We start from the raw sequence: 13,550 nt of genomic DNA on the forward strand, positions 1-13,550 counted from the left end.
CAGAAGATATCAGCTTTAGGTCAATATGCTTACAACAAATCAGTATCTGTTTGATTAATATCTTTTACTTATTTGAAATATTTAGGAGTGATGGTTAATGGTAGGAATTCAAACGAAGCTTGCACAAATTGGAAATCGAAGTGAAAAGGCCACAGGAGCAGTTAATCCCCCTGTTTATTTTTCAACGGCCTTCCGTCATGAAGGAATTGGACAATCAACTGGATATGACTATACAAGAACGGGAAATCCTACAAGGGAAATTCTTGAAAAGGCTATCGCTGATCTTGAGGAAGGTGAACAAGGCTATGCCTGTAGCTCCGGTATGGCCGCTATTTTGACTATTCTCTCCCTTTTTCAATCAGGAGATGAATGGATTGTCTCTAAGGATTTATATGGCGGTACATACCGTATTCTTGAACAAGGTTTTAAAAAATGGGGGCTTTCCTCCAAATACGTAAATACGAGTTTCATAGAAAATATTGAAAAAGAAATTACCTCGAATACAAAGGCGATTTTTCTCGAAACGCCGACTAATCCCCTAATGGAGCAAACGGATATCACAAAGGTTGCAACAATTGCAAAGGAACATAACATCCTATTAATTGTTGATAATACCTTCTATACTCCGATCTTACAAAAACCTATTCCTCAAGGCGCAGATATTGTGATTCATAGTGCAACCAAGTATTTAGGCGGGCATAATGATGTTCTTGCTGGGTTAATTGTTGCACAAGGAAAGGAACTTTGTGATTCTATTGCCCTTCATCATAATGCTAACGGTGCCGTATTAAGCCCATTTGATTCCTGGCTTCTAATTCGAGGGATGAAGACCCTCGCCTTACGAATGGCAAAGCATGAGGAAAATGCGAAAAATATCGTTCAATTCCTAACCGAGCACGATGCCGTTACAGATGTTCTTTATCCAGGTAATGGTGGAATGCTATCTTTTCGAATAAAAAAGGAGGCTTGGGTTAACCCTTTTCTCCAAAATCTTTCCCTTATTACATTTGCTGAAAGCTTAGGTGGAGTTGAAAGCTTCATCACTTATCCAGCAACACAAACACATGCTGACATCCCTGAGGATATTCGGATTGAAACGGGTGTGGATAACCGATTGTTACGTTTTTCAGTAGGTATTGAGGATGCGAAAGACTTAATCAAAGACTTAGAACAAGCTTTTGCTAAGGTAAGTCAGGAGGTTGCATTATGATTGAAAATGACTATTACAGTTTTGATACAAGGCTATTGCACAATCGACATAAATTTGACCCATCGAATGGGGCAGTAAGCGTTCCGATTCAACATGCCTCTACCTTTCATCAATCAGATATTGATCAATTTGGGAAATATGATTATAGCAGAAGCTTAAACCCCACTCGAGAGGCTTTAGAGGATGTTATTGCAGAATTAGAGGACGGTACAAGAGGCTTTGCCTTTTCCTCAGGTATGGCTGCCATCTCTACCGCCTTCCTCCTCCTTTCTCAAGGGGACCATGTCGTAATAACAGAGGATGTATATGGTGGTACGTACCGGATGGTGACACAAGTATTAACTCGGTTTGGGATTGAACATACCTTTGTGGATATGACGAATTTAGATGAAGTTCAAAAAGCAATTCAGCCTAATACTAAGGTTATTTATGTCGAAACACCTTCCAACCCATTACTAAAGGTGACGGATATAAAGTCAATCAGTCAAATGGCCAAAAAACACGGTGCCTTTACCTTTGTTGATAATACCTTTTTAACCCCAGCATTACAGAAGCCTCTAAACCTTGGGGCAGATGTTGTACTGCACAGTGCTACAAAGTTTTTGTCTGGTCACAGTGATGTCGTTGCAGGACTAGCTGTTGTAAAGGATGAAGAATTGGCCTCAAGGCTTGGAGCACTGCAAAATGCCTTTGGTGCTGTTCTTGGGGTTCAGGATTGCTGGCTTGTCCTGCGCGGAATAAAAACACTTTCTGTAAGGCTACAACAATCGAGCTTAGGAGCGTTAAAAATCGCAAATTTCTTAAATGAACATCCTTTAGTTAAGAACGTGTATTACCCAGGGCTCGAAACACATCCACATTATGATCTTCAACACAAACAGGCGAAAAATGCAGGTGCTGTACTTTCCTTTGAATTAGAGTCAGAGGATTCACTCCGAGCATTCGTTAAAAATGTGAGCATCCCAGTGTTTGCTGTTAGCCTTGGTGCTGTGGAGTCGATTTTATCATATCCTGCAAAGATGTCACATGCAGCAATGCCTGAAGATGAACGTTTATCTCGTGGAATTTCAAATAGCCTACTTCGTCTTTCAGTTGGGTTAGAAAATATTGATGATCTTATTGTTGATTTTTCAAGAGCATTGGATAAAGCCTCCCCGTCAGCTTTGATTACAAGGGGGACAACAAAATGAGTTTTCTTCAAGAAATGGAAAAAAGAATTTTAATTGCGGACGGGGCTATGGGAACCCTTCTATATTCTTATGGAACTGATAGCTGTTATGAAGAGCTTAATCTCTCACACCCGGAAGAAATTATTAAGATTCATCAGGCCTATATTGATGCAGGTGCTGATGTTATTCAAACGAACACCTATGCAGCCAATTATTTAAAGCTACAAAGATATGGATTAGAGGATCAAGTCAAAGAAATTAACAGTATGGCCGTAAGAAATGCCAAAAAAGCGGCGACTGATAGAACCTATATTCTTGGAACCATCGGTGGAAATCGGGGAATTAAGCCGAATTCTATTCCTATTGAGGAAATAAAAAGAAGCTTCCGTGAGCAGCTTTATTGTCTGCTTTTAGAAGGAATTGATGGGATTTTACTCGAAACCTATTATGATATGAATGAAATGGAAACAGTTTTAGAGATTGCAAGAAAAGAAACCAATCTGCCTATTGTTGCTCAAGTCTCCATGCAGGAGGTAGGTTTTTTACAGGATCAGACTCCCATTAATGAAGCATTAAAAAGGCTTGATGGATTAGGTGCTGACGTGGTTGGAATCAACTGTCGTCTCGGTCCCCATCAGATGATAATCGCCTTAGAAGAAGTGGAACTACCTAAGCATGCTTTTCTATCAAGCTATCCAAATGCTAGTTTACCAGCCTATACAGATGGGAAATTCCATTATAAAGGAGATGCTGAATACTTCCGAAAATCTGCCCATGCATTCAGAAATCAAGGAATTCGTCTTTTAGGCGGCTGCTGTGGAACGACACCAGAGCATATCCATGCATTTGCAAGTGAACTAAAAAATGTAACACCAATCACAGAGAAACAAATTAAAGTTAAAAAGAGTCCGATTCTCATAGAACCATTAGCACCAATCAGAGATGTACCCCCTCTACAGGAGATTGTAAAGGAAAGGCCTTCGGTAATTGTAGAGCTGGACCCACCGAAAAAGTTGAATACGGACCGTTTTTTCCAAGGGACAAAGGCATTAAAGGAAGTAGGAATTGATGCAATAACTCTTGCAGACAATTCCCTCGCCTCCCCTAGGATTTCAAACGAAGCTCTTGGATATTTAGTAAAAGAACAAATTAATCTTCGTCCTCTCATTCACATTACGTGTCGAGACAGAAATATTATTGGATTGCAATCCCATTTGATGGGGCTTCATACTCTTGGATTACACGATGTTCTTGCCATTACAGGCGACCCTGCAAGAGTTGGTGATTTGCCAGGCGCTTCTTCAGTGTATGATGTATCTTCTTTTGAATTAATTGGAATGATTAAGCAATTTAATGAAGGTCTTTCCTTAACAGGGAAGGATTTAGGTCAAAAAGGAGCTTTTTCTATTGCGGCGGCATTTAACCCGAATGTCAAGTCCATTGAAAAAGCCGTTCAAAGAATGGAAAAGAAAATCAAGTTTGGTGCAGATTATTTTATCACCCAACCAATTTACTCTGAAGAAAAATTAGTGGAAGTATATGAGGCAACACGACATATTGAAGCACCTATCTATATTGGTTTTATGCCATTGACTGGCAGCAACAACGCCGAATTTCTTCACAATGAGGTTCCCGGCATTAAGATTGACCAATCTATTCGAGATCAAATGTTTGAATTAAAACATGACCCAATCGCTTCTGAAAAAGAAGGGATTGCCATTACAAAATACTTAATGGAAGCAGCGGCTGACCTATTTAATGGAATCTATTTAATCACACCATTTATGAGGTATCATATGACTGTCGAGCTTGCAAACCATGCCCGTACGTACAACACCGAGCTTCAAAGGAGGAAACAACATGCAAAAACCATCACTAACTGAACAACTAAAACAGAAAATTCTAATTATGGATGGGGCCATGGGAACCATGCTACAAAGAGCAAATTTAAGCGTTGATGACTTCGGCGGTGAAGAATATGAGGGTTGTAATGAAATACTTAATCTCACCTCCCCTTCTGTAATAGAAGCGATACATCGCCAATATTTGCTTGCAGGAAGTGACATTATAGAAACTAATACGTTCGGTGCAACTAGCATTGTACTCGAAGAATACAATCTAGGTAAAAAGGCATATGAAATAAATAAAATAGCGGCTGAGATTGCTAGAAAGGCAGCTGATGAGATTTCCACTCCTACCTGGCCACGCTATGTTGCTGGTTCAATGGGGCCGACAACAAAGACCTTGAGTGTTACAGGTGGAACAACCTTTGAAGAGCTAGCAGCAGCCTATGAAGAACAAGCACAAGGTTTAATTGATGGTGGAGTGGACTTACTATTAATTGAGACAAGTCAGGACATGCTTAATGTTAAAGCTGCTTATATCGGTGTAGAACGTACTTTTGCCAAATCGAAGACTCAGCTACCTATCATCATCTCAGGTACAATTGAACCAATGGGAACGACTCTAGCTGGACAATCGATAGAAGCCTTTTACATATCTGTTGAACATATGAAACCATTAGCTGTCGGATTAAATTGTGCTACCGGACCTGAATTTATGCAGGATCATATTCGTTCCCTATCAAACCTATCGACTTCAGCAGTTAGCTGTTATCCAAATGCTGGACTCCCAGATGAAGAAGGGCATTACCATGAAACTCCTGAATCATTAGCTGAAAAGCTTGCAGGTTTTGCTTCAGAGGGATGGCTAAACATTGTAGGTGGTTGCTGTGGAACGACACCTGAACATATTGAGAAGATTTCTGAGAAGATGAAACAGTATCAACCACGTATCGTTACACAAAAGCATTCCCATATGGTTTCAGGGATTGAACCTTTTATTTATGATGACCCTACCCTTCGCCCAATTATGGTTGGTGAAAGAACCAACGTCATTGGTTCTCGTAAATTTAAACGACTAATTAGCGAAGGAAAATATGAGGAAGCAGCAGAGATTGCTAGGGCACAAGTCAAGGGTGGTGCCCACGTTATTGATATTTGTTTAGCTGACCCAGACCGCACCGAGATAGAGGATATGGAGCTCTTTATTAAAGAGGTTGTGAAAAAGATCAAAGTTCCTCTTGTCATTGATTCAACCGATGAAGCTGTCATTGAAAAAGCTCTCACCTACTCACAAGGGAAAGCCATTATTAATTCAATTAACCTAGAGGATGGCGAGGAACGTTTTGAAAGGATTTCTACCCTTATCCATAAATATGGTGCAGCCGTTGTAGTCGGTACCATCGACGAAACTGGAATGGGGGTTACAGCAAAAAGAAAATTGGAAATTGCTGACCGTTCGTATGAACTTTTAGTTAATAAGTTCAACGTTTCACCAGAGGATTTGATTTTTGATCCCCTTGTCTTCCCTGTTGGTACAGGAGATGAACAATATATTGGATCAGCCAAAGCAACCATTGACGGAATTCGGCTCATTAAAGAGAAATTTCCAAAGGTGCAAACGATTCTCGGAATAAGTAATGTTTCCTTTGGTCTTCCTCCAGTTGGAAGAGAAGTATTGAATTCTGTATTTCTCTATCATTGCACACAAGCTGGTTTAGATTACGCCATTGTTAATACCGAAAAACTAGAACGCTTTGCTTCCATAGCCAAAGAAGAAGTTGAAATGGCTGAGAGACTCCTTTTTGATACAACAGATGAATCCTTAGCACGGTTTACTGATTTTTATCGCGATAAGAAAAAAGAAACAAAATCTCAAATTCCTAATATGACTTTAGAGGAACGCCTTTCCTACTACGTTGTCGAAGGCACAAAAGAAGGCTTAATTCCAGACTTGGAAATTGCATTAAATACCTTCCCTGCCCCACTAGATATCATTAATGGACCTTTAATGGATGGAATGAAAGAGGTTGGAAGACTGTTTAATGATAACCAATTAATTGTGGCGGAAGTACTGCAGAGTGCAGAGGTCATGAAGGCGGCTGTTTCCTTCTTAGAACCACATATGGAGAAAAATGATACAACTGCAGCCAAGGGAAAAATTCTTCTAGCTACTGTAAAAGGCGATGTCCATGATATTGGTAAAAACTTAGTGGACATCATCCTTACAAACAATGGCTTTGATGTCATAGATTTAGGAATCAAGGTAAACCCTGCTCAATTAATTGAGGCGATTCAGGAACAAAAGCCAGATGTCGTTGGTCTTTCTGGATTATTAGTCAAATCGGCTCAACAGATGGTGTTAACTGCCCATGATATGAAACAAGCAGGTATTGATATCCCTATTCTGGTAGGTGGAGCAGCACTTACAAGGAAATTTACAGAAGTTAGAATTTCAAAGGAATACGATGGCCTTGTTTTATATGCCAAGGATGCGATGGAAGGCTTATCCCTAGCTAATCAATTACAAGAGCCCGTGGAAATGCAAAGATTGTTACAGAAAAAGAATGAAAAATCTAGCTCTCTACAGGCTGAAGGTTCTACTGGAATAAAATCTGGGGTAGCAACTGCTATTAGGGTAAAATCAGAAATAAGAACAAATGTTCCTGTTTATGTTCCGAGTGATACAAAAAGACATTTATTAAAAAACTACTCCCTATCACATATAGAGCCTTATATTAATAAACAGATGCTTATTGGTCATCACCTTGGGGTAAAGGGAAAATTAGATAAATTATTGGAGACAAAAGATGAAAAAGCGGTGAAAGTCAATGATATGGTTGATGACCTACTAAATAGAGCTCGTACCAATGGTTGGTTGAATCCAGGCGCAGTCTATCAATTCTTCCCTGCCCAATCTGAAGGCAATAAAATACTGATTTACAATCCAGAACAGCCAAAGCAGGTAATTGAGGTCTTTCATTTTCCGAGACAAGAATCAGGATCCCAATTATGTCTTGCTGACTTTTTGAAACCAGTGTCAAGCGGGATCATGGATTATGTTGGATTTTTTGCAGTAACCTCCGGACAGGGAGTGCGCAAGGCTGCAGCAGAATTAAAGGAACAAGGAAGATTTTTAGAAAGCCATGCCTTGCAGGCTATTGCCCTTGAGTGTGCTGAAGGATTTGCAGAGCTAATCCATCGAGTGATGCGTGATCGCTGGGGCTTCCCTGACCCAATCAATATGACAATGAAGGATCGATTTGGGGCAAAATACCAAGGTCAACGTTATTCCTTTGGCTATCCTGCATGTCCAGAGCTTGATGATCAAAAGAAACTCTTTAAGCTTATTCAGCCTGAAGATATCGGCATTGAGCTAACCGAAGAGTGTATGATGGAACCAGAAGCTTCAGTGACAGCCATGGTTTTTGCCCATCCCGATGCGAGATATTTTAATGTAATAAAATAAATAAGAGAAGGCTAGGCCAAAAATGCTTTTGGCCCAGCCTCCTTTTTTTGTGTCATACTTTGTAACTTGTCTGTTGATTTCCTTTTCAACATCAACATGAGCTTTAACATAACTTACTTCAATACTTCTACCCTATTCCTTGCACATGGAAGCTTTATTTGTACAACTGTCCCTTTTCCTTCCTGACTGTCAATCGACAAAATCCCCTGGTGGCTTTCAATAATGCTATAACAAACCATTAGACCTAGTCCTGTTCCTTTTTCCTTCGTAGTATAAAAAGGTTGTCCGATATTTTCGAGTACCTCGCTTGGAATTCCATATCCATGGTCAATAAAATGAAGGACTACCTGGTCCTGATCAAATCCGACTTTAATTATCAGCAAACCTCCATCCGGCATGGCCTCTATTGCATTTTTTACAATATTTATTAATACCTGCTTAATTTTATTTTCAATTCCATAAATATAACAATCTTCAATGGAGCTTTCTAATATTAATTGAATTTCTACCCCGTGTAAATTTGCTTGTCCATTCATTAAGGTAATCATATCATCTAACAGCTTTTGTAATAAAACTTGTTTAAATTCAAATTTATTAGGTTTTGCGAGAAGGAGTAATTCACTGACAATAGTATTAATGCGATCAATTTCATTAATCATGATATCAACATATTCATGGTTGGCCCCAAGGTCAAACTGTAATAGCTGGGTAAATCCACGCAAACTTGTTAATGGATTTCTGATTTCATGAGCGATACCCGCGGCTAGTTCACCAACAACAGTAAGCTTTTCAGATTGATGCATAAACTCACGTGTTTGTTTAAAGACTGTTATATCCCGAAACATAACGTGCAAAGACTGTTCCCCTTCGTACATAAAAGGAATAATCTTTACTTCTACATCAATTACTTCCCCATCAACCCGAATAAATTTCAATTCAAATCCGTCAATTATTTTCCCTTCTCTCACCTTTTCTATATTCTTATTAAGGAGTTCTCGATCATCAGGATAAATCAGATCATTAAAGGATTTGTGAGAAAAATCCTGGATATTCTTTGCTTTCAAAATATTTAGTCCGGTCTTATTAATGAATGACCATTGATTACTTTTCATTTTTCTGACAATAATTCCTTCTGGAGATTCCTCAACAAGAAGGCGATATTTCTCTTCACTCTCGCAAAGCTCAAGAGTTCTTTCTTTAACAAGCTCTTCTAGCATATTAAATTGGTTTTTTCTTTCAGTAATATCTCGAATAGAGCAGACAAAAATGGAACCACTCTCTATTTCTGCAACCGTTAATTGGATATCAACTGGAAATTTCGTTCCATCCCTTCTCTGTGCATTCGTCTCAATTAGTTCTCCTTTTGGTACACATGATAAATTTTGAAGGGACAACTCAGTTAAAAGAAGATTGATGTGTTTTCCCATTATTTCTTTAATGGAATACCCAAACATTTCCGTTACTGCAGGGTTTACTAATAAAATATTCCCTTGCGAATTTAATACAACAAAGGTATCTATTGACGTCTCCCCGAGAGCTCTTGATAATATCTCATTCCTTTTTAGTTGAAGAAAGGCTTCCTGAAGCTCTTTCGTTCTCTCATTAATTATCTCCTTCTGTACCTGAATCTCCATTTGGTTAAGATACATGGAAACAAAACCATCTACCTTACATTTTAAAATAATCGGATCAAACGGCTTGATAATATAATCAATTGCACCTACGGAATACCCTTGAAGGATATTCTCCTGTTTTTGGCTTAAAGCAGTAATGAATATGATGGGAATATCCTTAGATTTTTCTCGTTCCCGAATTAGTCTTGCGGTTTCAAATCCATCTAATCCAGGCATTTGCACATCCATCAATATGACAGCAAAGTCCTCCATTAATATCCATTTTAATGCTTCCTCACCTGAATTCGCCTTAATAAGATTATAATTTGATGAAGAGAGTACCGCTTCTAAAGCCAACAGATTCTCTTTTCGATCATCGACTAATAATATATTAACAATTGAATTCTCCATAGATCATCCTCATACTCTAGTTTTTTGATATATTTTTTCTATTTGATCAAACATTGTTAAACGAATCGATTGAAGAAATGAGGAAGTACCCTCCTTCTTTCCTAGCACTAAATAACCATTATCACATAAGCTTTCATAAAATAACTTGTTAACACGGATCTGTAACTTTGGAGTAAAGTAGATTAATACGTTCCGACAAATAACGATATGAAATTCATTAAAAGAGTGATCCGTAACTAGATTATGCTGGGCAAAGACCATGTTTTCAGACAAAAATGGTTTAAAAATGGCATTATCTCTTGAAACGGAATAGTATTCTGAAAAGTCATTCATACCCCCAGATAGTACATAATTTTGTGTATACATCTTCATTTTTGATAAAGGAAATGTTCCTACTTTCGCTGTTTCAAGTACCCGTTCATTTATATCTGTCGCATAAATTCTTGCCTTCTCTAACAACCCTTCCTCGTACAAAAGGATCGCCATAGAATATACTTCTTCTCCAGTTGAGCAGCCAGCGTGCCAGATACGTATATGAGAGTATTGTCTTAATTGAGGGATGACCTTTTCACGAAAGGTTTTGAAAAAGGATGGGTCACGAAACATTTCTGTTACATTTATAGAAAAATCATAAAATAATTTTTCCATCATTTTAGGATCATGAAGAACTCTCTCCATTAAAGCAGTTACTGTTGTTAATCTTTCTGCTCTCATCCGATATAGTATTCTTCTACGGATTGTGGATGTAGCATAGTCTCTGAAGTCATAGCCGTAATGGTAATAGATTCCTTCTAATAATAGCCTGACCTCTAATTCTTCTAGATTTGCAAACTTTCGCTCTTCTAAAGTACTTATTATCTTGTTCTCCTTTGCATATATGCTCAATATCTTTTCATTTCTCATCATAACAATATCCGCTCATTCTATGAAAGTTTGGTTTATTTGAGATTCTTGTTTCATATAGATATTCACTAATTATTAAGACTTATATAGCCACACTTTCAATAGTGAATAAAGTTGGACTAACTGAATTGGTTTTCCAATATAATCTGAAGCTCCTGCTTCGATGCATTTCTCACGATCATTTTTCATAGCTTTTGCAGTAATCGTGATGATTGGCAGAGTTTTAAATTCAGGGATCGCTCGAATCTTATGTATGGCTTTAATCCCATCCATCTCTGGCATCATAATATCCATTAAGATAAGATTTACATCTGGATGTTCCTTGAGTATTTCAATGGATTCCTTGCCGTTTTCAGCAAAAATAACCTTCATCCCCAATTCCTCTAAAAATGAGGTAAGTGCAAAGATATTTCGCATATCATCGTCTACGACCAGGATTTTCTTTCCTCTTAATAGATCATCATTCATTAAGTCATAAAATTGAATGTTTATTTTTTCATTCTTCTCTTGAGATATTTCTTTACGGGACAGACTCTCACTGGTTAACGAAAGAGATTCCATTGCTACTGCTGCCTCTATTTGATTCTCAACAATGCCCAACTTTAGTTGAAGGGGTAGATAAAAAGAAAACGTGCTGCCCTTTCCTTCAGTACTATCAACCTTAATGGATCCTTCTAAAAGCTCAGCTAGATCCTTGCAGATTGACAATCCTAAACCTGTTCCGCCATATGTTCTAGAGGTTGTTCCATCGGCTTGTCGAAATGCTTCAAAAATTAAGCCTTGCTTATCAGGAGAAATACCAATTCCGCTGTCTTTCACCTGAAAAACAATAAATCGCTCAAAAATTTCAGGTTCATTTCTACTCGGTAAAGTGAAAGGAAGGACACTTAGCTCAACAAATCCTTTTTCTGTAAATTTAAAGGCATTAGATAATAGATTCTTAATGATTTGATAAACCTTTTGTTCATCTGTACGAATCATCTCTGGTATTTTTTCATCAATGATTACGGAAAAATTGATTCCCTTTTGTTCAGCAATTGGTTTAAATTGTTTTTCTGCAAAGGACAACAATTCGCGAAGATTTAATTCGCTTTCATTTCTTTCAATTTTTCCAGATTCTATTTTTGAAAAATCAAGAATGTCATTGATTAGTTCAAGTAATTCTTTCCCCGAGGAATGAATGGTTTGAGCATATTCCAATTGCTTTTCATTTAAATTTCCATCTTTATTTTCAATAAGCATTTGAGCTAGGATTAACAAACTATTAAGTGGGGTTCTAAATTCATGAGAAATGTTTGCGATAAATTCTGTTTTGTATTGTGAGTTTAGAAGAACCTCCCTTGTTCTTTCCTCTAATGCGGATTTAGCCTTTTCTAAATCTTGGGACTTTTCTTCTGAGTTTCTGTATTGAGCTTCTAATTCTTCATTCATCGTCTTTAATTCTTCCTGCTGCATCTGAAGCTCTTCTGATTGACATTGAAGTTCTTCATTCAAACTCTGGGCCTTCTCTAATAGCAGCCTCACCTGCATCTGCTTTTGAATGCGATTTAAGATTGCGCCAAGCTGTAGTACTGCATTTTCTAATAGTTGATCCTGAAGTTCAGTGAACGGGTGAATACTTGCAAGCTCCATCACAGCAATCACTTCATCATCTACCTCAATTGGTAATATCACAAGGTTCACCTTGCTTGTGTCTCCCAACCCGGAGCTAATTTCTATATAATCGTGAGGGATATTGGTTAATTTCTTAGGTTTATGATCAGAAGCACATTGCCCAATTAAACCCTCCCCTACCTTTATACGTTCCTTTCCACAAATAAAGTCTTCTTGATAAGATGCTGCATAAGTGGACAACCTTCGATAATAATTAGTTTGATTAAGCTCTTCCTTAACATAAATGACTCCATAATTTGCCTCAACTATTTCTGCAAGCGCTTGTAGATAAGCCGTGCCTAAGCTACTTTGATCCATATAAGAGTGAGATATTTCCCCTAATTCAGCAATTTTTGTTTTAAGCCAGCTTTGCTTTTCTAGTTCTTTTTTATATGCCCTTTCAATTTCTTCATGTGTTTCTAACTGATCGACCATCGTATTATAAGCCTTTGCAATCTCTCCAATTTCATCATGAGTGGTGATTTCAATACGTGGAAGTTGTTCAGTTTTCTTTCCAACCAAATTCATCACATTTTTCACACTTCTAAGCCTTTCAGCAAGACTCCTTGTTAGCCAAATCGTCAAAACAATCCCAATAAAGATCCCAAATATTATTGAACCTATACTTATGAAGACTGCTTTTGTAAATTGTTTTTTTTCCTGAATTAAGGATTCATCAATATTCTTCTCAAGTTTCTTCACAAATCTTTCTGTTATCTCGATTGTTTTAGCAAATTCAAGTTCTGATTCGTTCATCAGTTTTCTTTTTTTTGTTGATACTTCATCATTTGAGAGATTGATTAGCTGAACAACAACCATCCCATAATTATCCAATTGGTATTTTAATTCATCTAATGTGCCCTCAATATTCTTATACTTATTTTTATCCTGCAACTTGTTATATTCTGAGTTCATGCTATTGGTCAAATCTCGCAACGATTCTATTTGTAAAAGTGCATTAGTTGAAGTAAGGTCCTTCTCATTCGCTAATGCTGCAACTTCCTTATCAAGTGAAACTAAACTCTGCCGCACATGATTGATATGCTTAATGGCAAAATACCTTTCCTCCACAGCATGAATCATATTTGTATTTAGATGGTTTAAAACTATGAAAACAATGACCAAAAGAGTGGTCATCACTGTGATAATAATACCAAAGCCAAAGTAAAGTCTTGTTCTAAATTTCATCCCAAATTTCCCTTCTACCTGACGAATTCCCCATATCTTTGATAAAATATTCTCCTTTTATTGCAAAACCCCTGCATTTTTATCGATATTTGT

At 37.7% G+C, this 13,550-nt stretch carries 7 protein-coding genes; 4 read left to right on the forward strand and 3 right to left on the reverse strand.

Annotation, left to right across the window (positions count from 1 at the left end; genetic code table 11):
* The first annotated feature begins 97 nt into the window (after positions 1-97).
* From BQ6100_RS11215 to metH, 4 genes are read left to right on the forward strand one after another with little or no spacing between them, the layout of a single operon-like run.
* Positions 98-1,210 carry a methionine biosynthesis PLP-dependent protein gene (locus BQ6100_RS11215; protein WP_075981716.1) on the forward strand — a complete coding sequence of 371 codons (1,113 nt, stop codon included), beginning with the start codon at positions 98-100 and terminating at the stop codon, positions 1,208-1,210.
* Positions 1,207-2,400 (forward strand): cystathionine beta-lyase, encoded by a 1,194-nt coding sequence (gene metC, locus BQ6100_RS11220; RefSeq protein ID WP_075981717.1) that lies wholly within the window; start codon positions 1,207-1,209, stop codon positions 2,398-2,400. Before BQ6100_RS11215 ends, metC begins: the two co-directional genes overlap by 4 nt.
* On the forward strand, positions 2,397-4,262 hold the full coding sequence (locus BQ6100_RS11225) for a bifunctional homocysteine S-methyltransferase/methylenetetrahydrofolate reductase (protein WP_075981718.1): 1,866 nt from the start codon (positions 2,397-2,399) through the stop codon (positions 4,260-4,262). Before metC ends, BQ6100_RS11225 begins: the two co-directional genes overlap by 4 nt.
* Positions 4,240-7,689: a methionine synthase gene (gene metH / locus BQ6100_RS11230; RefSeq protein WP_075981719.1), complete on the forward strand. Its 3,450-nt coding sequence runs from the start codon at positions 4,240-4,242 to the stop codon at positions 7,687-7,689. Before BQ6100_RS11225 ends, metH begins: the two co-directional genes overlap by 23 nt.
* 113 nt (positions 7,690-7,802) lie before the next feature.
* Here metH and BQ6100_RS11235 read toward each other — a convergent pair whose 3' ends face one another.
* The 3 genes from BQ6100_RS11235 to BQ6100_RS11245 all read right to left on the reverse strand — a co-directional run bounded on the left by BQ6100_RS11235 (position 7,803) and on the right by BQ6100_RS11245 (position 13,457).
* Positions 7,803-9,713, reverse strand: a complete 1,911-nt coding sequence (locus BQ6100_RS11235; RefSeq protein ID WP_075981720.1) for a PAS domain S-box protein — start codon at positions 9,711-9,713, stop codon at positions 7,803-7,805.
* Positions 9,714-9,722: 9 nt separating this feature from the next.
* Complete coding sequence (locus BQ6100_RS11240; protein WP_390622406.1) at positions 9,723-10,598, reverse strand: CheR family methyltransferase; 876 nt, start codon at positions 10,596-10,598, stop codon at positions 9,723-9,725.
* A gap of 93 nt (positions 10,599-10,691) precedes the next feature.
* The gene (locus BQ6100_RS11245; RefSeq protein WP_075981721.1) at positions 10,692-13,457 is read right to left on the reverse strand and encodes a response regulator; all 2,766 of its coding nucleotides are present in this window, start codon (positions 13,455-13,457) and stop codon (positions 10,692-10,694) included.
* Positions 13,458-13,550: the final 93 nt, after the last annotated feature.

The sequence above is a fragment of the Bacillus massilinigeriensis genome (assembly GCF_900117315.1).
In the GTDB taxonomy this organism is placed as follows: Bacteria; Bacillota; Bacilli; order Bacillales; family Cytobacillaceae; genus Bacillus_BE; species Bacillus_BE massilionigeriensis.